Consider the following 21424-nt stretch of genomic DNA (forward strand, 5'->3'; position numbering starts at 1 on the left):
GCTCATGAACACCACACAGCGGACCGATCAGCAGCGGTCCGCCGACCGACGCCGGCGCGAGCTGCTGGAGGCCGCCGACCGGGTGGTGCTGCGCGACGGCCCGGGGGCCTCGATGAACGCGATCGCCGCCGAGGCCGGCATCACCAAGCCGATCCTCTACCGGCACTTCGGTGACAAGGGAGGACTCTACGCCGCCCTGGCCAAGCGGCACACCGACGCCCTGCTGGACTCGCTGCGGGCCGCGCTGGACGCCCCGGCGGACCGGCGCGAACGGGTCGAGGCCACCCTGGACACCTATCTCTCGGCGATCGAGGCGCGGCCCCAGGTGTACCGGTTCCTGATGCACCCGGCGGAGGAGTCGCAGAGCGACCAGGGCTTCGACGTGGGCAAGCACTCGGCGCCGCTGCTGCGCCGGATGGGCGAGGAGCTGGCCCAGGTCATCGGGGACCGGCTGGACCTCGGACCGGACGGCCGGCAGCTGGCCCGGGTGTGGGGGCACGGCATCGTCGGCATGATGCACGCGGCGGGCGACTGGTGGCTCGGCGAACGGCCCTGCTCACGGGCGGAGCTGGTGCGGAGTCTGGCCGATCTGCTGTGGGGGCGTCTGGCGGCCGCGGGGGACAAGGTGGGAGGTCCGGGGTTCTGACCGTCGCGGGCCGTGTGCGGGCGCGTCCGCGACCGGGCACGCGCAAGCGGCGGAGCCGCACATCGACGCGGCCCCTCGCTCCCGGGGGTTCAGTCCCCCCGGCGCCAAGAGGCCCGGGCCACCTGCCGCGTCAGTTTCCGGTGCCGCCACCCCGTCAGACGGTCGGCGTAGACCCGGCCCTCCAGGTGGTCGCACTCGTGCTGCAGACACCGGGCGAAGAACCCGGTGCCGTGGACGGTGACCGGCTCGCCGGTCACCGTGAAGCCCTCGACGACCGCGTGGTCGTACCGCTCGGTCCCCGCCTCCAGGCCGGGCAGGGACAGACAGCCCTCGGGGCCGCGCACCACCACCCCGTCCGTCTCGACCAGCCTCGGGTTCACCACGTGGCCCAGGTGGCGGACGTCCTCGTCGTCCGGGCAGTCGTAGACGAACACCCTGAGCGGCTCGCCGATCTGGTTGGCGGCCAGGCCCACGCCCTGCGCCGCGTACATCGTGGCGAACAGATCGTCCACCAGACGGGCGAGTTCCGGGCCGAAGTCGGTGACCTCCCGGCAGGGCGCGTGCAGCACCGGGTCGCCGAGCAGGGTGAGGGGCCGCACACGTCCGTGGACGCCGGGGATGGAGCCTTGTCGCATGACCGTCAGAGTACGGTCCTTCCAGCAACGCCCGTCTCACGATGGTGCCGCGGTTCTGGAGTGCGAATGGATCTCGATAGGCTGAGGTCTCACCACGTGGCCGTCAGGCACAGACGCGGCGCGTACGCAAGGAGGATCGAGAACTGATGGCAGGCAACTCGGACCCGCTCACGCCGCGGGCCAAGCTGGCCGTGACCGCGGGCAAGGCGGTCGCGGCGGCATCCCGCGCCGCCGGGCGCGGCAGCGGTTCGGTGATCGGCGGCCGGGTGGCACTCAAACTCGACCCCGATCTCCTCGCCCGGCTCGCGCAGAACCTGGACTGCGTCCTGGTCTCGGCGACCAACGGCAAGACCACCACCACCCGGCTCATCGCCGAGGCGCTGCGGGCCGCGGGGCCCGTCGTCTCCAACGCGCTCGGCGCCAACATGCCGGCCGGCATCACCTCGGCGCTGGCCGGCGGCTCGGATGCCAAGTTCGGCGTCATCGAGGTCGACGAGAAGTACCTCGCGGGCGTCGCCCGGGACACCGACCCCAAGTGCATCGCACTGCTCAACCTCTCCCGCGACCAGCTGGACCGCGCCGCCGAGACCCGCATGCTCGCGGAGAACTGGCGCGAGGGCCTGGCCGGCTCCAAGGCCGTGATCGTCGCCAACGCCGACGACCCGCTGGTGGTGTGGGCCGCGTCCTCCTCCCCCAACGTGATCTGGGTCGCCGCCGGCCAGATGTGGAAGGACGACGCCTGGTCCTGCCCGTCCTGCGGCGGTGTGATGCAGCGCCCGGGCGACGACTGGTTCTGCGGCGAGTGCGGCTTCCGGCGGCCCACCCCGAGCTGGGCGCTCTCCGGCGACCACGTGCTCGACCCGCACGGCTCCGCCTGGCCGATCCACCTCCAGCTGCCGGGCCGCGCCAACAAGGCCAACGCCGCGAGCTCCGCGGCCGTCGCCGCCGTCTTCGGGGTGCCGCCGCAGGTCGCCCTGGAGCGCATGTACCAGGTGCAGGCCGTGGCCGGCCGCTACGACGTCGTGCAGTTCGAGGGCCGTGATCTGCGCCTGCTGCTCGCCAAGAACCCCGCGGGCTGGCTGGAGACGTTCTCGCTGATCGACCCGCCGCCCACGCCGGTGATCCTCTCGGTGAACGCGCGCTCCGCCGACGGCACCGACACCTCCTGGCTGTGGGACGTCGACTACACCCGGCTGACCGGCCACCCGATCTGCGTCGTCGGCGACCGGAAGCTGGACCTCGCGGTGCGCCTGGAGGTCGCGAACCAGCAGTTCCAGGTCTGCGACAACCTCGACCAGGCGGTGCAGCTGTGCCCGCCGGGCCGGATCGAGGTCATCGCCAACTACACCGCGTTCCAGGACCTGCGCCGCCGCGTCGGCAACTGACCAACGACACCCCAGGGGACTTGATAGTGAGCGACAACCAGCTGCGGGTCGTGTGGATCTACCCGGACCTGCTCAGCACCTACGGCGACCAGGGCAACGTCCTCGTCGTGGAGCGCCGGGCGCGGCAGCGCGGCCTGGACGTGGCACGGCTCGACGTCCGCAGCGACCAGCCGATCCCGACCTCCGGCGACATCTACCTGATCGGCGGCGGCGAGGACCGTCCGCAGCGGCTGGCCGCCGAGCGGCTGCGCCGGGACGGCGGTCTGCACCGGGCGGTGGGCAACGGCGCGATCGTCTTCTCGGTCTGCGCCGGCTACCAGATCCTCGGCCACGAGTTCATCAACGACCTCGGCCAGCGCGAGCCCGGTCTCGGCCTGCTCGACGTGGTCTCGGTACGCGGTGAGGGCGCCCGGTGCGTGGGCGACGTGCTGGGGGACGTCAACCCGCAGCTGGGGCTGCCCCCGCTGACCGGGTTCGAGAACCACCAGGGCGTCACCCACCTGGGTCCCACGGCCCGCCCGCTCGCCCAGGTGCGCTTCGGCAACGGCAACGGCACCGGGGACGGCACGGAGGGCGCGTTCAACGAGACCGTCTTCGGCACGTACATGCACGGTCCGGTGCTGGCCCGCAACCCGCAGATCGCGGACCTGCTGCTGAAGCTGGCGCTCGACGTCAACGCGCTGCCGCCGACCGACGACCGGTGGTACGAGGCGCTGCGCAACGAGCGCATCTCGGCGGCGCAGCAGCCCGCCTGAGAAGGTCCGCGGACCCGCGTCCGCGGACCGCGGCACCTGGGCGTCGGACGGGCGTGACCGGCCCGTCTGACGGCTGGTCCGCACAGGTGAGCGGGGTCGTCCAGCAGGCGGACGCCAGGTGCGGCCCCGCCCCCCGAAACCGCTAGGGTGACAGGGATCGAGCCGGACAACGCGGTCCGGTCCCGGCCCACATCGAGAAGGTTGTTTCGGGCTATGCGCATTGGTGTCCTCACGTCCGGCGGCGACTGCCCCGGCCTGAACGCCGTCATCCGGTCCGTCGTGCACCGTGCCGTCGTCGACCACGGCGACGAGGTCATCGGCTTCCGGGACGGCTGGAAGGGCCTCCTGGAGTGCGACTACCTCAAGCTCGACCTCGACGCGGTGAGCGGCATCCTCGCCCTCGGCGGCACCGTCCTCGGCTCCTCCCGGGTGCGCCCCGAGCATCTGCGGGACGGCGTGGAGCGGGCCAAGGGGCACGTCCGGGAGCTCGGCCTCGACGCGATCATCCCGATCGGCGGTGAGGGCACGCTGAAGGCGGCCCGGCTGCTGTCGGACAACGGGCTGCCGATAGTGGGTGTGCCGAAGACCATCGACAACGACATCGCTGTCACCGACGTCACCTTCGGCTTCGACACGGCCGTCGGCGTGGCGACCGAGGCCCTGGACCGGCTGAAGACCACCGCCGAGTCGCACCAGCGTGTGCTGATCGTCGAGGTCATGGGCCGGCACACGGGCTGGATCGCGCTGCACTCCGGCATGGCGGCCGGCGCGCACGCCGTCGTCGTACCCGAACGGCCCTTCGACATCGACGAGCTGACCGCGAAGGTCGGCGAGCGGTTCTCGGCCGGCAAGCGGTTCGCGATCGTGGTCGCCGCCGAGGGGGCCAAGCCGAAGCCCGGGACCATGGACTTCGACGAGGGCGGCAAGGACGTCTACGGCCATGAGCGGTTCGCCGGGATCGCCCGGCAGCTCTCCCTGGAGCTGGAGTCGCGGCTCGGCAAGGAGGCGCGGCCGGTGATCCTCGGGCACGTGCAGCGGGGCGGGACGCCCACGGCGTACGACCGGGTGCTGGCCACGCGGTTCGGGTGGCACGCGGTGGAGGCGGTGCACCGCGGGGAGTTCGGGCGGATGACCGCGCTGCGGGGGACGGACATCGTGACGGTCTCGCTCGCCGAGGCGGTCGAGACGCTGAAGACCGTACCGGAGGAACGGTACGCGGAAGCGGAGTGTGTTCTCTGAGGTACCGGCGGTACGCCGACCGCGGCTGGTCGGCGGTTTCCCGCGCCCACGCGGCGGAGCCGCACGTCGACACAGCCCCGCGCCCCTTCAGGGCGCTTGCCGCCCCCGGTGACGATGATCGCCGGGGGCGGTTCTACTCTGGTGCGGACGGATTGCGTACAACCTGCACGAAACAGGAGCCGGTGGATGGATCACAGCGGGCACGGCATGACCATGGATCTGCCGCCGTTCACGCTGGGGCGAGGGCTCGCCTGGTCGGCGGATTCCTTCTTCCTCATCGCCTGTCTGCTGGGGCTGGCGCTGTACGGCTGGGGCGTGGTCCGTCTGGTGCGGCGCGGTGACAAGTGGCCGGTGGGACGGACCGTCGCCTTCGTCACCGGTGTGCTGAGCATCGGGCTCATGATGTGCACCAGGCTGAACGACTACGGCATGGTCATGTTCAGCGTGCACATGGTGCAGCACATGGTGATCAGCATGGTGTCGCCGATCCTGATCCTGCTCGGCGCCCCGATCACCCTCGCCCTGCGCGCGCTGCCGCCGGCCGGGCGGGGCCGCAAGGGGCCGCGCGAGCTGCTGCTGATGCTGCTGCACAGCCGCTACATGCGGGTCGTCACCCACCCGGTGTTCACCATCCCCCTGTTCATCGCCAGCCTGTACGGCCTGTACTTCACCCCGCTGTTCGACTTCCTGATGGGCTCCAAGGTGGGGCACATCGCGATGATGGTGCACTTCCTCGCCGTCGGCCTGGTCTTCTTCTGGCCGATCATGGGCGTGGACCCGGGTCCGCACCGGCCGGGGTACCTGATGCGGATGCTGGAGCTGTTCGCGGGCATGCCGTTCCACGCGTTCTTCGGCATCGCGTTGATGATGGCGTCGTCCCCGATGGTCACGACGTTCGAGAATCCGCCCGGCTCGCTCGGCATCGACGCCCTGTCCGACCAGAACGCGGCCGGCGGCATCGCCTGGGCGTTCAGCGAGGTCCCCTCCGTCCTGGTACTGCTCGCGCTGCTGTTCCAGTGGCACGCCTCGGACCAGCGGCAGGCCAGGCGCAAGGACCGCGCCGCCGACCGGGACGGGGACAAGGAGCTCGAGGCGTACAACGCCTATCTGGCCTCACTGAGCGCACGCGGAAACTGAATTCACCGTCTCCCCGATCCCCTTGAACGGGGAATTTCCACCGGTAGCATGAATGCGTCAGGGGGGAACCGCCGGGGGGAGCGGTGATGGTACTTCGCACGTTCGTGCACAGGACGGGAAAATCGGCGATTCGGAAGATCGCCGTCCTGTCGTTATTACTTCTTGTCGCCAGTGGGTGCGATTCGGCCACACCTTTGTTCGACGTGAAGGCGGTGGCCGCGGGAGCCGCCTCCCTCGCGCCGTTCTTCGACGAGCGCAGCGGACTCGGACGGGACGCCGACGTACGGTCGCGACCCGTCCACGGCGGTCTGCAACAGGGGGACACGCCCGGCCTGTACGGGGGCACCGGCGAGGCGGCGATCTGCGACGTCGAGCAGTTGAAGCGGTATCTCGCCGAGCCGCGCAACGACCGCAAGGCACGGGCCTGGGCCGAGGCGCTGGATCTCCGTACGGATGGGATACCGGAGTATCTCGACCGGCTCACCCCTGTTCTCCTGCGTCACGACACTCTGGTGAAGAACCACGACTACAAAAAGGGAAAGGCTGTTCCCTTCAACGCACTGCTCCAGGCGGGAATCGCGATTCTGGTCGACGAGCAGGGACTGCCGGCGGTGAAGTGCTCGTGCGGAAATCCACTGCGGCCCTTCGAGGGGGACAAGAGCAGGATTTCCGTTTCCTTCGACGACGGAAACGAGAAGTGGAAGGGGTACGACCGTTCCGAGGTCGTGGTCGTGCGGCCCGCTTCCCACAAGCTGGAGCGGATCGCCCTCGTCGATGTGGAGGATCCCGACCGGGGCGTCGAGCGGCCCGTGGGGACGACGGGCGAGGAGGACACCGCCTTCGACACGAGGAAGCGGCAGGCGGTGCCGTCCCTCGTCGGCACCACGTTCGGTGAGGCGAGCCGACGGCTGGCCGGGCGGGGGCTGGCGGTCGCGTACGACGGGGAGGACGTGCCGCCGGACGGCGCGCGGGTCACGGCGTCCGATCCGGCCGCCGGGGCCGAGCTGCGGTTCGGGGCGCACGTCACGCTGAGCGTGGCGGAGGACACGGGTGCGTCCGGTGGCGGGGCCACTCCCCCGGGTCCGGAATCGTCACGGGAGACGAAGGAGCCCGGGCCCCCGCCGTCGTCGTCGCGGGAGACGAAGGACCCCGGACCGCCGCCGTCGTCGTCACCGCCGTCACCGCCGTCCTCCGGGCCGGCGAAATCCGAGCGGCCGGGGTCGCCGGGCGGGACGCCGGGGGACACGTCCGCACCGGCCGGCTCCACTCCGCCGCCCCCGCCGAGCACCGGATCCACCCCGCCCCCTCCGACGTCCCCGGAAACTCCCGGCACCGGCTCCCCGCCTCCCGGCTCGACCGGATCGCCGCCGAGGACCACCGCCTCCTCGCCCCCGGCCGACGACCCCGCCACGAGCGGCGCGCCCCCACCGCCGGCCGGCAGGCCCGCGAGCAGCGCTCCGGCCACGAGCGTGTCCGCCGCCCCCGAAGCACCCACCACGAGCGCCCCCGCTGAGCGCCCCCGTCGAACCCGGGAGTGACCGGATGCCCTCATCACCGACGTCGGGAGTGGGCCGGGTCATCGCCGGCCGCTATCTGCTGCTGCACCGGCTGGGCAGCGGCGGCATGGGGCACGTCTGGCTCGCCCACGACCAGAGACTCGCGTGCGAGGTCGCGCTGAAGGAGGTCGTGTTCGGCGACCCGGCCGAGCCCGGCCAGGAGCGGGAGGCCCGGGTCGCCCGGGCCCGCGCGGAGGCCCGGCACGCGGCGGGTCTGCGCGGTCACCCCCACGTGGTGACCGTGCACGACGTGCTGGAGCACGAGGGGCTGCCGTGGATCGTCATGGAGTACGTGGCGGGCGCCGTCGACCTGCGGGAGCTGCTCGCCCGGGGCGGTCCGCTCGCCCCGGCCGAGTGCGCCCGGATCGGGCTGGCCGTGCTGGACGCGCTGACCGCCGGACACGAGCGGGGCGTGATGCACCGGGACGTGAAACCGGCGAACATCCTGCTGGCCCCGGACCGCACCGGATCACCGTACGGGCGGGTGCTGCTCACCGACTACGGCATCTCCGTGCAGCCGGACACCGGGGAGACGCGGTACACGATGGCGTCCGCGCTGGTCGGCACGGCGGGCTATCTGGCGCCGGAGCGGGCCACCGGCGGTCCGCCCACCCCCGCGGCCGACCTGTTCTCGCTGGGCTGCACGCTCTACCACGCGGTGGAGGGGCACGGTCCCTTCGCGCGGGAGTCCCCGCTGGCGTCGGTCACCGCGGCGGTGCTGGAGGACCCGCGCGCGCCGGTGCGGGCGGGTGCGCTGGAGCCGGTGCTGCGGGGGCTGCTCGCCAAGGACCCGGACCTGCGGGCGACGGCGCGGGAGGTGGAGGCCGAGCTGGCGCGGATCGTGACGCCCCAGACGGAGACGTACGCGCGGACACGGACGGACCTCGGCTCCCAGCCGCCCTGGGCCGTCTCCGCGCACCCGGCGCCCGGGGCGGCCGGCCGTGACCCGGTCGTCGGCGGGACCCGTCGGCGCCCCCGCCCGCACGCGCTGCGCGCGGCCCTCGCCGGAGGGCTGGGCCTGGTGCTGGCGCTGGGCGGTGCCTGGTACGCGCTGGCCGACCGGGAGAACGGCGGCGGGACGGCGGTTCCGTACGGGGAGGCCGTCGGGCTGGTCAAACCGCTGAAGGCGGGCGACTGCGTGCTGACCGACTGGCCCGGCGGCGCCCGGTTCAGCGGCACGCCCCGGCTGACCCTCGACCCGACCTGTGCGGACCAGGCACCCGACGGGCAGGTCGTGGCCTTCGTCGAGGCCGCCTCGGACGAGGAGGCGCGGGAGCGGGGCCCGGCCCTGTGCGAGGAGCGGACGCGGGAACTGCGCGGCCGGCTGGCCGACGTCCGCGGCCTGGCCGTCGTACCGACGGCGGACGGGTTCGAGGCGGCCGGGGGGCGTACCGCCTGTCTGGTGCTGGGGGCGCACGGGCCGGTGTACGGGCCGCTCGGGGACCGGCGCCGCCTGGGGACGGCGTTCGCCGACACGGCGACGATGCAGCGGCGGGACTGCCTGGACGTGCGGTCCCGCCGGGAGGCGCGGCTGGTGTCGTGCGACGGGACGTACGACGAACAGGTGCTGGGGTTCACCCGGCTGGGCGAGGACGTCACGCTCGCCGAGGCGCGCACCGAGTCGGACGCGGCGTGCGCGCGCGAGGTGCCCCCGCGTGACTACGGCTTCGACCCGTCGGTCCACGAGGCCGGGTCGTGGACCAGTGAGGGGCCCTGGAAATCGGGCACACATGTCGTCGTGTGCACCGTAAGGAGGCAGAACGGGGGCACCATGGAGGGAGCCGAACCATGAGGAGGGTGTTGCGATGCCCGGTTCCACGAACGGTTCCACGTCGACGAAGACCATGGGAGTGCTCACCGTCGGCGGTCTGGTCGCCGTGACGGCGTACACGGTGGCGCTCGGCAGCAACGGCTGGCTGTGGTTCGGCTGGGTCGTCCTGGGGCTGATCACCTTGGGAATGGTCGCCACCCGCAGCACCTGAGAGGCGCCGGGGCGGCCGGTCTCACTTGGGGGTGAGCCGCCCCGCCAGGTGCACGCCCGGCTGGTACTTCGGCAGCCGGACGGTGATCTTCATGCCCGCGCCGACGGCGGTCTCGATGACGAGACCGTGGTCGTCGCCGTAGACCTGACGGAGCCGCTCGTCGACGTTGGACAGTCCGATGCCGCCGGTGGGGCTGACCTCGCGGGCGAGGATGCGGCGCAGCAGGCCGGGGTCCATTCCGGCGCCGTCGTCCTCGATGACGACGAGGGCCTCGGCGCCGGCGTCCTGCGCGGTGATCTGGATGCGGCACGTGTCGGCCTTGCCCTCCAGGCCGTGTTTGACGGCGTTCTCCACCAGCGGCTGGAGGCAGAGGAAGGGCAGCGCCACCGGCAGTACCTCGGGGGCGATCTGCAGGGTGACGGAGAGGCGGTCGCCGAAGCGTGCCCGCACCAGCGCCAGATAGTGGTCGATGGCGTGGAGTTCGTCGGCGAGGGTGGTGAAGTCGCCGTGCCGGCGGAACGAGTAGCGGGTGAAGTCGGCGAACTCCAGGAGCAGCTCGCGGGCCCGTTCGGGGTCGGTGCGCACGAACGAGGCGATCACGGCGAGCGAGTTGAAGATGAAGTGCGGGGAGATCTGCGCGCGCAGGGCCCTGATCTCGGCCTCGATGAGGCGGGTGCGGGACTGGTCGAGGTCGGCGAGTTCGAGCTGGACGGAGACCCAGCGGGCGACCTCCCCGGCGGCCCGGGCCAGGACCGCGGACTCGTGGGGGGCGCAGGCGACGAGCGCGCCGTGCACCCGGTCGTCCACGGTGAGCGGGGCCACCACGGCCCAGCGCACCTGGCAGTCGGGGGTGTCGCAGGTGAGCGGGAAGGCCTCGCCGCGGCCGGTGTCGAGGGGGCCGGTGAGGCGTTCCATGATCTCGGCGCGGTGGTGGGCGCCGGCGCCGTCCCAGACGAGTACCTGGTCGCGGTCGGTGAGGCAGAGGGCGTCCGTGCCGAGCAGGGAGCGCAGTTTGCGGGCGGACTTGCCGGCGGTCTCCTCCGTCAGGCCGGCCCGCAGCGGGGGCGTGGCCAGGGAGGCGGTGTGCAGGGTCTCGAAGGTGGCGTGCTCGACGGGGGTGCCGAGGCCGGCGAGGCCGGCGGGGCGGGCGGTGCGCCGGCCGATCCAGAACCCGGCGGCCAGCAGGGGCAGGACGGCGACGAGGAGACCGGCGAGGAAACCGCTCATGCGGACACCTCCGTACGGAGTTCCTCCGGCAGGTGGAAGCGGGCCAGCACCGCCGCCGTGCCGGGCGGCACCCGGCCGGGGGTGGCCAGGGACACCAGGATCATGGTGAGGAAGCCCAGCGGCACCGACCACAGCGCGGGCCAGGCGAGCAGGGCGTGCAGGGGGCCGTCGCCCGGGTAGCCGGCCATGGTCGCGGCGACGGCGGCGAACGCGGAGCCGCCGCCCACCAGCATCCCGGCCGCCGCGCCGGGCGGGGTCAGCCGGCGCCACCAGATGCCGAGGACGAGCAGCGGGCAGAACGACGAGGCGGAGACGGCGAAGGCGAGTCCCACGGCGTCGGCCACCGGCAGCCCGCCGACCAGGAGGCTCGCCCCGAGGGGGACGGCCATCGCGAGGACGGTGCCGAGCCGGAAGTGCCGTACGCCGCGCGAGGGGAGCACGTCCTGGGTGAGCACGCCGGCCACGGCCATGGTGAGCCCGGAGGCCGTCGACAGGAACGCGGCGAAGGCGCCCCCGGCGACCAGCGCCCCGAGGAGGTCGCCGCCCGTCCCGCCGATCATCCGGCCCGGCAGGAGCAGGACGGCGGCGTCCGCGTCGCCGGTGAGGGTGAGTTCGGGCGCGTAGAGACGGCCGAGGGCCCCGTAGACCGGGGGGAGGAGGTAGAAGGCGCCGACCAGGCCGAGGACCGCGACGGTGGCGCGGCGGGCGGCCACGCCGTGCGGGCTGGTGTAGAAGCGGACCACGACGTGGGGCAGACCCATGGTGCCGAAGAAGGTGGCGAGGATCAGCCCGTACGTGGCGTACAGCGGGCGTTCCTCGCGGGACTCGGCGCGGGAGGGCGACAGGACGTCGTCGGCGCCGCGCCCGGCGGCGGGGACCTCGGTGCCCTCGGCGAAGGTGAGCCGGGTGCCGCCGTCGATGCGGTGGGTGCCGGCGGGCAGGCTCACTTCGGTGCCGTCGAGGTCGCGGCCGTCGACGGTGCCGTCCACCGTGACGGTGAGCGGTCCCTCGAGCCGGAGGTCGAGGGTGTCGTCGACGCGGACCACCCGCTGTTCGCGGAAGGCGGCCGGCTCGTCGAAGGCGTGGCTGGGGGCGCCGTCGCTCTGCCAGGCGGCGATCAGGAAGAGGGCGGGGACGAGCAGGGCGGTGAGTTTCAGCCAGTACTGGAAGGCCTGCACGAAGGTGATGCTGCGCATGCCGCCCGCGCCGACGATGACGGTCACCACCACGGCGACGATCACCCCGCCGAGCCAGTCGGGCGCTCCGGTGAGGACGGTCAGGGTGAGCCCCGCGCCCTGGAGCTGCGGCAGCAGGTACAGCCAGCCGACGCCGACGACGAAGGCGCCCGCGAGCCGTCGTACCGTCTGGGAGGCGAGCCGGGCCTCGGCGAAGTCGGGCAGGGTGTAGGCGCCGGAGCGGCGCAGCGGGGCGGCGACGAACAGCAGCAGCACCAGATAGCCGGCGGTGTAGCCGACCGGGTACCAGAGCATGTCCGGGCCCTGGACGAGGACGAGTCCGGCGATGCCCAGGAAGGAGGCGGCGGAGAGGTACTCGCCGCTGATGGCGGCCGCGTTGAGACGGGGGCCGACGGTGCGGGAGGCGACGTAGAAGTCGGAGGTGGTGCGGGAGACGCGCAGGCCGAAGGCGCCGACGAGGACGGTCGCGAGGACGACGAGGGCGACGGCGGGCACGGCGTAGGTGGAGTTCACGGCGTGGGACGTCCCGGTCTCAGCGGTCCTCGACGAGCCGCACGAAGTCGCGTTCGTTGCGTTCGGCGCGGCGCACGTACCAGCGGGCGAGCAGGACCAGCGGGGGGTACAGCCCGAAGCCGAGCACCGCCCACTCCAGGCGGCGGGCGTCGGGGGCGGCGGCGAAGACCAGCGGGAGCGGGCCGATGAGCAGGGCGAGGACGGCGAACACGACGAGTCCGGTGCGCAGCTGGATGCGCATCAGGGAGCGGACGTAGGTGTGGCCGAGGGTGGTCTGCTCGTCGATCTCGGTGCGCGGGCGGTAGTAACCGGAGGAGTGGCGGGCGCGGCGGGGCGGGCCGGTGACGACCACGCGGCGTTCGGTCGGGTCCTGGGGCATGTGCGCTCCCCCTGCCTAGCTCGTGGTCCGGCGCATCAGCAGGTCCCGCAGCTCGCGGGCGTGCCGCCGGCTGACCTGGAGTTCCTCGGAGCCGACCAGGACGCTCACGGTGCCCGCGTCGAGCCGGAGTTCGCCGATGTGGCGCAGGGCGACCAGATGGCGGCGGTGGATGCGGACGAAGCCGCGGGAGCGCCAGCGCTCCTCCAGGGTGGAGATCGGGATCCGTACGAGGTGGCTGCCCCGGTCGGTGTGCAGGCGGGCGTAGTCGCCCTGGGCCTCGACGTGGGTGATGTCGTCGACGGCGACGAAGCGGGTCACGCCGCCGAGCTCGACGGGTATGTGGTCGGGGTCGGGTTCGTGCACGGGGATGCGCGGGGCGGTGGTGCCGCGCTGCGCGGCGGCGCGCAGTTCGACGACGCGGCGGACCGCCTCGGCCAGCCGTTCCTTGCGGACGGGTTTGAGGACGTAGTCGGCGGCCTTGAGGTCGAAGGCCTGGACGGCGAAGTCCTCGTGGGCGGTGACGAACACGACGAGCGGCGGCCGGGCGAACCCGGTGAGCAGCCGGGCGAGGTCGAGGCCGTCGAGGCCGGGCATCTGGATGTCGAGGAAGACGACGTCGATGGCCTCGGGCCCGTCGGGTCCCGACTCCAGGGCGCGGTTGATGCGGCGCAGCGCCTCGGTGGCGTCGCCGGCGCCCTCGGCGCTGCCGATGCGGGGGTCGGCGTTCAGCAGGTAGAGCAGTTCCTCCAGTGAGGGGCGTTCGTCGTCGACGGCCAGTGCGCGCAGCATGAAGGTGGAGTGTAGGGGTGTTTTCCACGTCTGGACATGCCCCGGACGTGGGCGTTCGCGCTGGATACAGTGCCCGCATGAACAGCAGGCCCGCGTCGTTCGACGAGCTCGACCGGAAGATCGTCACCGCGCTGATGGCGAACGCCAGGACGTCCTTCGCCGAGATCGGCGCGGCCGTCGGGCTGTCGTCGACGGCGGTCAAGCGCCGGGTGGACCGGCTGCGCGAGACCGGGGTGATCACCGGCTTCACGGCGACGGTGCGGCCGTCCGCGCTGGGCTGGCGCACCGAGGCGTACGTGGAGGTGTACTGCGAGGGGGCGGCGCCGCCCCGGCGGCTGGCGGAGGTGGTGCGCAACCATCCGGAGATCGCCGCGGCGATGACGGTGACCGGCGGCGCGGACGCGCTGCTGCACGTGCGGGCGCGGGACGTGCAGCACTTCGAGGAGGTGCTGGAGCGGATCCGCCAGGAGCCGTTCATCCGGAAGACGATCAGCGTGATGGTGCTGTCGCATCTGCTGCCGGACAGTCCTGAGGCAGGAGTGAGCCAGCCCGCCCCGGAGGACGCACCAGACGTGCGCTGAACGGTGGAACTGCGCAGCGTTCCTGCGTGAACACGCAGCTCTTGTTCCTTGTCGTCCGTATCGCTCGCTTCCTACCGTGGTCTCACCCCCTGTCGAGACCCGCGTGGAAGCGGAGGAACCCCTCTGTGTCCGACTCCCGTGTGGCGTCCCGGCGGCGATACCTCGTCTGCGAACCCAGACACTTCGCCGTGCGGTACGCGATCAACCCCTGGATGCGTCCCGGCCGTCCCGTCGACATCGCCCTCGCCAGGCGCCAGTGGCGGACGCTGATCGACACCTACCGCGACCACGGTCATACCGTGGACACCGTGGAGCCGGAGCCCGCACTGCCCGACATGGTGTTCGCCGCGAACGCGGCGGTCGTCGTGGAGGGCCGCGTCTTCGGCTCCCTGTTCCTGGCGCCCGAGCGGCGCCCGGAGTCCGTGCCGTACGAGGCCTGGTTCAAGGCCGCGGGGTACGAGGTCCACCATCCCGAGTCGGTGTGCGAGGGCGAGGGCGACCTGGTGCCCGCCGGGCGCTGGATCCTCGCCGGCACCGGGTTCCGCACCACCCGCGAGGCGCACCGTGAGGTGCAGGAGTTCTTCGGGGTGCCGGTGATCGGCCTGACGCTGGTGGATCCGTACTTCTACCACCTGGACACGGCGCTGTTCGTGCTGGACGAGGAGAACATCGCGTACTACCCGGAGGCGTTCTCGCCGGGCAGCCGCGAGGTGCTCGCCCGGCTGTACCCGGACGCGGTGCTCGCGACGCGTGAGGACGCGATGGCGTTCGGGCTGAACTCCGTCTCCGACGGACGCCATGTGTTCGTCTCCCCGGGGGCCACGGCCCTCGCCGCCCGGCTCGCCGACCGCGGCTACGTTCCCGTCCCCGTCGACCTGTCCGAGTTCCACAAGGCGGGCGGGGGCATCAAGTGCTGCACACAGGAGATCCGCTCATGACCTCTGTCGTCCCCGCGCGTACGTCCGCCGAGCTGATCGGCGCGGAGGAGCCGGTCCTCGCGCACAACTACCACCCGCTGCCCGTGGTCGTCGCCCGCGCGGAGGGCGCGTGGGTGGAGGACGTGGAGGGCCGACGGTACCTCGACATGCTGGCCGGCTACTCGGCGCTCAACTTCGGCCACCGGCATCCGGCGCTGATCGAGGCGGCGCACCGCCAGCTGGACCGGCTCACGCTGACCTCGCGCGCGTTCCACAACGACCGGCTCGCGGAGTTCGCGGAGCGGCTGGCCGCGCTGACCGGTCTCGACATGGTGCTGCCCATGAACACCGGCGCGGAGGCGGTGGAGAGCGGGATCAAGGTGGCCCGCAAGTGGGCCTACGACGTGAAGGGCGTCCCGGCCGACCGGGCGACGATCGTGGTGGCGGCGGACAACTTCCACGGCCGTACGACGACGATCGTGAGCTTCTCGACGGACGAGGTGGCGCGGGCCGGGTTCGGGCCGTTCACCCCGGGCTTCCGGGTGGTGCCGTACAACGACCTGGCGGCGCTGGAGGCGGCGGTCGACGAGACGACGGCGGCGGTGCTGATCGAACCGATCCAGGGCGAGGCGGGCGTGATCGTCCCGGACGACGGTTACCTGGCGGGCGTGCGGGAGCTGACGCGCCGCGCGGGGTGCCTGTTCGTCGCCGACGAGATCCAGTCGGGTCTGGGCCGCACCGGCCGCACGCTCGCCGTGGAGCACGAGTCGGTCGTCCCGGACGTGGTGCTGCTCGGCAAGGCGCTGGGCGGCGGCATCGTCCCGGTGTCGGCGGTGGTGGCCCGGCGGGAGGTGCTTCAGGTGCTCCGTCCGGGTGAGCACGGGTCGACCTTCGGCGGCAATCCGCTGGCCGCGGCGGTCGGTACGGCCGTGGTGGAGCTGCTGGAGACGGGCGAGTTCCAGCGCCGGGCGACGGAACTGGGCGGGATCCTGCGCGAGGGCCTGGAGACGCTCGTCGGCAAGGGTGTCGTCGGGTTCCGCTCCCGCGGTCTGTGGGCGGGCGTGGACGTCGACCCGGCGCTCGGCACCGGCCGCGAGGTCAGCGAGCGCCTGATGCGGGAGGGCGTCCTGGTCAAGGACACCCACGGCTCCACCATCCGCCTGGCCCCGCCGCTGACCGTCACCGCGGAGGAACTCCAGGGCGCCCTGCACACCCTGGAGAAGGTCCTGGCCCGGCAGGTCTGAGCCGCTGCCGTCCCCCCGCCGGGCCCCGGCGGGGGGACGGCCTATCCCAGAGAGCCCTCATCCCTCCCCAAGGGTGAAGATGGGGACAAGAGGGGGTAGACCACTCTCAGCGACAGAGAGGTCGGCCGTGGGCGGACACAAGGAGCAGGACGTTGCCCGGCAGGGGTTCGATGTGGCCGACGCCGTTCCCCTGTTGCTCGATCCGCACGGCATGGTGTCGAGCTGGACCGCCGGGGCCGAGCGGCTGCTGGGGTACCGCGCCTCCGAGGCCGTGGGCCGCAAGTTCGCCGAGCTGCTGATCCCCGAGGACGCCGAGCGGGTGCCGGACCTGGTCGAGCGGTGCCGCTCGGACGGCGACTGGGCGGGGCTGTTGACCGCCCGGCACCGGGACGGGCGGCCGGTCGCGGTGATGGTGCGGATCACGCCGACGGTGGAGCCGCGGGGCCGTTCGTCGCTGCTGGTGCTGCTGTCGGAACTGGCCGGCGCGGCCGGCTGGGACATGAGCCGCGCCGTGCTGGAGCAGGTGGTCACCGGTACGTCGATCGGCATCGCGATCGTGGACACGGAGCTGCGCTTCGTGTGGTCCAACGCCGCGCTCGAACAGTTCGGCGGCGGACCGGCCGAGCAGCGCCTGGGACTGCGGTTCGCGGACATCCAGCCGGGAATGAACTCCGAGGCCGTCGAGACGCAGATGCGGCACGTGCTGGCCACCGGGGAACAGGTGGTCGGCTACGAGATCGTCGGCCGGGCCCGCTCGGCACCGCTGCGCGAGACCGCGCACGTGCTGTCGTTCACCCGCCTCGACGACGCCCGGGGCCGTCCGATGGGCGTGTACTACACCGTCGTGGACGTCACCGAGCGGCACCGCGCCCGCCAGCGCCTCGCCCTGCTCGACCGGGCCGGCGAGCACATCGGCCGCACCCTGGACATCCTGCGCACCGCGCAGGAGCTGGCGGACGTGGCCGTGCCGGAGCTCGCGGAGTTCGTCATCGTGGACCTGCTGGAGACGGTGCTGCGCGGCGCCGAGCTCCCGCCCGGCCCGCTCACCGGTTCCGACCGGGTGCCGCTGCTCCGCGCGGGCCACCGGTCGGTGTACGAGGACCTGCCGCGGACGGTCGTGGAGACCGGGGCGGTCGTGTCGTACCCGGCGGGTTCCCCGCCGGTGCGCTGTCTGGCCACGGGCCGGTCCTGGCGTCAGGAGCAGCTCGACCCGCTCGCCCCGGAGTGGGCCGCGACGCCGGGCGGCCGGGAGTCCACCTTCCTGGAGCTCGGCCTGCAGAGCGCGATGATCGTCCCGGTCCGGGCCCGGGGCGTCACCCTGGGCGTCACCACGTTCTTCCGCCGCCGCCGGCAGAACCCCTTCGACGAGGACGACCTCCACCTGGCCGAGGACCTCGTCTCCCGCGCCGCCGTCTGTGTGGACAACGCCCGGCGCTACACCCGCGAGCGGGACGCCGCGCTGGTCCTGCAGCGCAGTCTGCTGCCCCGGCGGCTGCCCGAGCAGGACGCCGTGGAGGTGTCCGCCTGCTACCGCCCGGCCGACGAGCTGACCGGTCTGGGCGGCGACTGGTACGACCTGATCCCGTTGTCCGGCGCCCGTGTCGCCCTGGTCGTCGGCGAGGCGCCGGGGCACGGCATCGGCGCCGCCGCGGCCATGGGGCGGCTGCGCACCGCCGTACGGACGCTGGCCGCGATCGATCTGCCGCCCGAGGAGGTGCTCGCCCATCTGGACGACCTGGCGTCCCGGCTGGCGCGGGACGAGGGCGACGGGGAGTCCGGGGACTTCCCCGGCCGGTCCGTCGGGTCCGGCTGTCTGTACGTCGTCTACGACCCGGTGGACGGGCAGTGCACGATGGCGGCCGCCGGCCATCCCGCGCCCGCCGTGGTGGCACCCGACGGCACGGTCACCTTCGTCGACCTCCCGCAGGGACCGGCGCTCGGTGTGGGCGGCCCGCCGTTCGAGGCGGTGCAGCTGAGCCTGGCCGAGGGCAGCACGCTCGCCCTGCACACGGACGGTCTGCTGACCGGCGGGAGGCCCTCGCCCGACAGGACGGACCGCGAACGGCTGCGGCAGGCACTGCGGGACGCCGCGACCGCGCTCGAGCCGAGCTGCCGCGCGGTGGTCGACATGCTGGTCCCGGCCCGGCCGTACGACGACGTGGCCCTGCTGATGGCCCGTACCAGGCGTCTCGACCCCGGACGGATCGCGGTCTGGGACCTGCCGGCGGATCCGGCGGTCGTGGCCGAGGCCCGCAGGACCAGCACCCGGCAGCTGGCCAGCTGGGGGCTGGACGACCTGGTCTTCACCACGGAGCTGGTCGTCAGCGAACTGGTCACCAACGCCATACGGCACGCCGGCGGCCCCGTGCGGCTGCGGCTGATCCGCGAGCGGGCGCTGGTGTGCGAGGTGTTCGACGGCGGCGCCACCGCACCCCATCTGCGGCATCCCCGCGCGATGGACGAGGGCGGGCGCGGGCTGCTGCTGGTCTCCCAGCTGGCCCAGCGCTGGGGCACCCGGTTCGTTCCCGACGGGAAGATCATCTGGGCGGAGCAGTCGCTGACCGCGCCGCCGGAGTGAGGCGATGGCCCATGGCGGAGGCGTCGATCGACTACGCGGCGGTCTACCAGGCTCTGCCCGGCATGGTGGCGCTGCTGACCCCGGACCTGGTGTACGCGGACGTCAACGAGGCGTTCGTCCGCGGGACCGGGCGCTCCCGCGAGACCGTGGTGGGCCGCTTCCTGTTCGACGTGTTCCCGGAGAACCCGAACGACCCGGAGGCCAAGGGCGCGCACCTCCTGCGCACCTCGCTGCTGCGGGTCCTGTCCACGGGGGAGCGCGACACCATGGCCGTGCAGCGCTACGACGTGGAGACCCCGGAGTACTCCGGGGTGTGGGAGGAACGCTACTGGAGCCCGGTGAACGCTCCGGTGCTCGGCCCCGACGGACAGGTCGCGCTGATCGTGCACCGGGTCGAGGAGGTCACCGAGCTGATCCGGGTCCAGGGCGGCGCGGGTGACGGCCGGGGGCGGATGCTGGAGACCGAGCTGTACGCACGCGCCCGTGAACTGCAGGAACTCAACAACCGGCTGCGCCAGGCGCACGCCCGGGAGCGCGAGGTGGCCCTGGCGCTGCAGGAGGCGATGCTGCCCGCCCGCCGGCAGATCGGCCACCGCCGGGCCGCGGTGCGCTACCGGCCGGCGGTGGGCGCGCTCAACGTCTGCGGGGACTGGTACGACCTGGTCGACCTGGTGGGCGGACACCGTATCGGCGTGTCCGTGGGCGACGTGGTGGGGCACGGGCTGGCGGCGGCCGGGGTGATGGGCCAGCTGCGCAGCGCGCTGACGGCCGCCTCCCGGGTGGCGGACGGGCCCGCGCAGGCGCTGAACGTGGTGGGCCGCTACGCCCACGTGGTGGACGGCGCCGAGTCCGCGACCGCGGTGACCACCTTCATCGACTTCGACCGGCACACCATCACCTACAGCAGCGCCGGCCATCCGCCGCCCGTGCTGCTCCATCGCGACGGACGCGTGGAGTTCCTCGACCGGGCCACCGATCCGCCGCTCGACGCCCAGCCCGATCCGACGCCGAGGACGGAGGCGACGACCCGGTTCGTGCCGGGGGCGACCCTGGTGCTCTACACCGACGGGCTGGTCGAACGGCGCCGGGAGGACATCGACACGGGGCTGCTGCGGCTCGCCGAGGCCCTGCGCCGCCACCGGACGCAGGATCCCGAGACGCTCGCGGACACCGTGCTGCTGGAGCTGCTGCCGCCGGGCGGCGCCACCGACGACACGGCACTGGTCGTCGTACGGCTGTGACCGGTGGGTCCGGGGCGGGTCAGGAGCCGGTGCGCTCCCGGTCGAGGAGCGCCGTGCGTTCCACGTTGCGCCGGTCCTGCGGGTCGTCGCTGGGCGCGCCGGCGAACCAGGCGTCGAGGATCTCCGTCAGCAGCGGCCCGGACGTCAGCCGCAGGCTGAGCGCCAGCACGTTGGCGTCGTTCCAGCGGCGCGCGCCGTCCGCCGTGTAGGCGTCGGTGCACAGGGCGGCCCGGACGCCGGGCACCTTGTTCGCGGCGATCGAGGCACCGGTGCCGGTCCAGCAGCACACCACCGCCTGGTCGGCCGTGCCGACGGCGACCTCACGGGCCGCCGCCTCGGAGCAGACGGCCCACTGCGGGTCGTCCCCGGGGCTCAGGGCGCCGTGCGCGCGTACCTCGTGGCCGCGCTCGCGGAGCTCGGCGAGGAGGGCGCGGGCCACGGGTTCGTCCATGTCGGAGGAGACGGAGATCCGCATGCGTCCGAGCCTACTCCCCCGCGACGCCCCCTGACGGGCACTCAACGCCCCGGCACGGCGCGTTCCGTCGCGTCGGACATGGTGCCGGGCCACGGCGCCCGGACCTAGACTGGCACCCCACGACGTGCCGGATGGCCTGCCGGGATGCGGCGGCACCGCCCGTCCGCCGGAGTCGAGGAGCGTGTCCTTGTTCTACCACCTGCTCAAGTACGTGCTGCTGGGCCCGCTGCTGCGTCTGCTCTTCCGGCCGCGAATAGAGGGCCTCGAGCACGTGCCGTCGTCCGGCGCCGCCATCGTCGCGGGGAACCACCTGTCGTTCTCGGACCACTTCCTGATGCCGGCCGTGCTCAAGCGGCGCATCACCTTCCTCGCCAAGGCCGAGTACTTCACCGGTCCCGGCCTCAAGGGCCGGCTGACGGCGTTCTTCTTCCACAGCGCGGGACAGATCCCCGTCGACCGCTCCGGCAAGGAGGCCGGGCAGGCCGCCATCCGGGAGGGCCTCGGCGTGCTGGACAAGGGGGAACTGCTCGGCATCTACCCGGAGGGCACGCGCTCGCACGACGGGCGCCTCTACAAGGGCAAGGTCGGCGTCGCGGTGATGGCCCTCAAGGCGGGCGTCCCGGTGATTCCCTGCGCGATGATCGGCACCTTCGAGGCCCAGCCGCCCGGAAAGAAGATCCCCCGCATCCACCCGGTGGTGATCCGCTTCGGCAAGCCGCTGGACTTCTCGCGCTACGCGGGGATGGAGAACGAGAAGGCGGTCCTGCGCGCCGCCACCGACGAGATCATGTACGCCATCCTCACCCTGTCCGAGCAGGAGTACGTCGACCAGTACGCGGCCGTCGCCAAGGCGGAGGACGCCGAGCGCAGGGCGGAGGACAGGCGCCGCTTCCCGCGCATGCCGCTGAACTGATGCTCCCGCGCACACGGGTGAGGGGCGGCCGGAGAG

Annotated in this window: 20 protein-coding genes; 14 read left to right on the forward strand and 6 right to left on the reverse strand. The window is 72.9% G+C overall.

What is annotated here, in order from left to right:
• Window positions 1–4: 4 nt before the first annotated feature.
• Window positions 5–646 (forward strand): TetR family transcriptional regulator, encoded by a 642-nt coding sequence (locus KUM38_RS34325; protein WP_217135360.1) that lies wholly within the window; start codon window positions 5–7, stop codon window positions 644–646.
• Between the two features lie 89 nt (window positions 647–735).
• Here KUM38_RS34325 and def read toward each other — a convergent pair whose 3' ends face one another.
• Window positions 736–1281 (reverse strand): peptide deformylase, encoded by a 546-nt coding sequence (def, locus tag KUM38_RS34330; RefSeq protein ID WP_217135363.1) that lies wholly within the window; start codon window positions 1279–1281, stop codon window positions 736–738.
• A gap of 146 nt (window positions 1282–1427) precedes the next feature.
• Here def and KUM38_RS34335 point away from each other — a divergent pair, with 146 nt between their 5' ends.
• From KUM38_RS34335 to KUM38_RS34365, 7 genes are all read left to right on the forward strand, one after another.
• Complete coding sequence (locus tag KUM38_RS34335) at window positions 1428–2666, forward strand: MurT ligase domain-containing protein (protein WP_217135364.1); 1239 nt, start codon at window positions 1428–1430, stop codon at window positions 2664–2666.
• 26 nt (window positions 2667–2692) lie between these two features.
• Window positions 2693–3421 (forward strand): type 1 glutamine amidotransferase, encoded by a 729-nt coding sequence (locus KUM38_RS34340; protein WP_217135366.1) that lies wholly within the window; start codon window positions 2693–2695, stop codon window positions 3419–3421.
• Window positions 3422–3634: 213 nt separating this feature from the next.
• Window positions 3635–4660 (forward strand): 6-phosphofructokinase, encoded by a 1026-nt coding sequence (locus KUM38_RS34345; protein WP_217135368.1) that lies wholly within the window; start codon window positions 3635–3637, stop codon window positions 4658–4660.
• A 186-nt stretch (window positions 4661–4846) separates the two neighbouring features.
• Window positions 4847–5797: a cytochrome c oxidase assembly protein gene (locus KUM38_RS34350; RefSeq protein ID WP_217135370.1), complete on the forward strand. Its 951-nt coding sequence runs from the start codon at window positions 4847–4849 to the stop codon at window positions 5795–5797.
• Between the two features lie 203 nt (window positions 5798–6000).
• Window positions 6001–7335 (forward strand): DUF6777 domain-containing protein, encoded by a 1335-nt coding sequence (locus KUM38_RS34355; protein WP_308409128.1) that lies wholly within the window; start codon window positions 6001–6003, stop codon window positions 7333–7335.
• Window positions 7336–7339: 4 nt separating this feature from the next.
• Window positions 7340–9145 carry a serine/threonine-protein kinase gene (locus KUM38_RS34360; protein ID WP_217135374.1) on the forward strand — a complete coding sequence of 602 codons (1806 nt, stop codon included), beginning with the start codon at window positions 7340–7342 and terminating at the stop codon, window positions 9143–9145.
• A gap of 13 nt (window positions 9146–9158) precedes the next feature.
• Window positions 9159–9335 (forward strand): membrane protein, encoded by a 177-nt coding sequence (locus tag KUM38_RS34365; protein ID WP_030865508.1) that lies wholly within the window; start codon window positions 9159–9161, stop codon window positions 9333–9335.
• A 21-nt stretch (window positions 9336–9356) separates the two neighbouring features.
• Here the strand turns inward: KUM38_RS34365 and KUM38_RS34370 are convergent, their stop codons facing one another.
• The 4 genes from KUM38_RS34370 to KUM38_RS34385 are packed head-to-tail and all read right to left on the reverse strand — an operon-like array spanning window position 9357 to window position 13439.
• On the reverse strand, window positions 9357–10562 hold the full coding sequence (locus KUM38_RS34370; RefSeq protein ID WP_217135376.1) for a sensor histidine kinase: 1206 nt from the start codon (window positions 10560–10562) through the stop codon (window positions 9357–9359).
• Window positions 10559–12271, reverse strand: coding sequence for a cation acetate symporter (locus tag KUM38_RS34375; RefSeq protein ID WP_217135378.1), 1713 nt, complete (start codon window positions 12269–12271; stop codon window positions 10559–10561). Before KUM38_RS34375 ends, KUM38_RS34370 begins: the two co-directional genes overlap by 4 nt.
• A 19-nt stretch (window positions 12272–12290) precedes the next feature.
• Entirely contained in the window at window positions 12291–12650 is a 360-nt protein-coding gene (locus KUM38_RS34380) for a hypothetical protein (protein WP_217135380.1), read from the reverse strand.
• Between the two features lie 15 nt (window positions 12651–12665).
• Entirely contained in the window at window positions 12666–13439 is a 774-nt protein-coding gene (locus KUM38_RS34385; protein ID WP_217135382.1) for a LytTR family DNA-binding domain-containing protein, read from the reverse strand.
• A 77-nt stretch (window positions 13440–13516) separates the two neighbouring features.
• Here KUM38_RS34385 and KUM38_RS34390 point away from each other — a divergent pair, with 77 nt between their 5' ends.
• The 5 genes from KUM38_RS34390 (at window position 13517) to KUM38_RS34410 (ending at window position 20000) form a co-directional block, all read left to right on the forward strand.
• Window positions 13517–14020, forward strand: coding sequence for an Lrp/AsnC family transcriptional regulator (locus KUM38_RS34390; protein ID WP_217135384.1), 504 nt, complete (start codon window positions 13517–13519; stop codon window positions 14018–14020).
• Between the two features lie 125 nt (window positions 14021–14145).
• Window positions 14146–14958 carry a dimethylargininase gene (ddaH, locus tag KUM38_RS34395; RefSeq protein WP_217135386.1) on the forward strand — a complete coding sequence of 271 codons (813 nt, stop codon included), beginning with the start codon at window positions 14146–14148 and terminating at the stop codon, window positions 14956–14958.
• On the forward strand, window positions 14955–16181 hold the full coding sequence (gene rocD / locus KUM38_RS34400; RefSeq protein ID WP_217135388.1) for an ornithine--oxo-acid transaminase: 1227 nt from the start codon (window positions 14955–14957) through the stop codon (window positions 16179–16181). The genes ddaH and rocD overlap by 4 nt, the downstream gene beginning before the upstream one ends.
• Window positions 16182–16308: 127 nt before the next feature.
• Window positions 16309–18759, forward strand: a complete 2451-nt coding sequence (locus tag KUM38_RS34405) for a SpoIIE family protein phosphatase (RefSeq protein WP_217135390.1) — start codon at window positions 16309–16311, stop codon at window positions 18757–18759.
• Between the two features lie 11 nt (window positions 18760–18770).
• Entirely contained in the window at window positions 18771–20000 is a 1230-nt protein-coding gene (locus KUM38_RS34410; RefSeq protein WP_217135392.1) for a PP2C family protein-serine/threonine phosphatase, read from the forward strand.
• A gap of 19 nt (window positions 20001–20019) precedes the next feature.
• Here the strand turns inward: KUM38_RS34410 and KUM38_RS34415 are convergent, their stop codons facing one another.
• On the reverse strand, window positions 20020–20475 hold the full coding sequence (locus KUM38_RS34415) for an RpiB/LacA/LacB family sugar-phosphate isomerase (RefSeq protein ID WP_217135394.1): 456 nt from the start codon (window positions 20473–20475) through the stop codon (window positions 20020–20022).
• Between the two features lie 187 nt (window positions 20476–20662).
• On the opposite strand from KUM38_RS34415, the gene KUM38_RS34420 reads away from it, so the two are divergent.
• On the forward strand, window positions 20663–21388 hold the full coding sequence (locus KUM38_RS34420; RefSeq protein WP_217135396.1) for a 1-acyl-sn-glycerol-3-phosphate acyltransferase: 726 nt from the start codon (window positions 20663–20665) through the stop codon (window positions 21386–21388).
• Window positions 21389–21424: the final 36 nt, after the last annotated feature.

Origin of the sequence: Streptomyces sp. AC558_RSS880, from assembly GCF_019049255.1 — a bacterium.
Lineage (GTDB): Bacteria > Actinomycetota > Actinomycetes > Streptomycetales > Streptomycetaceae > Streptomyces.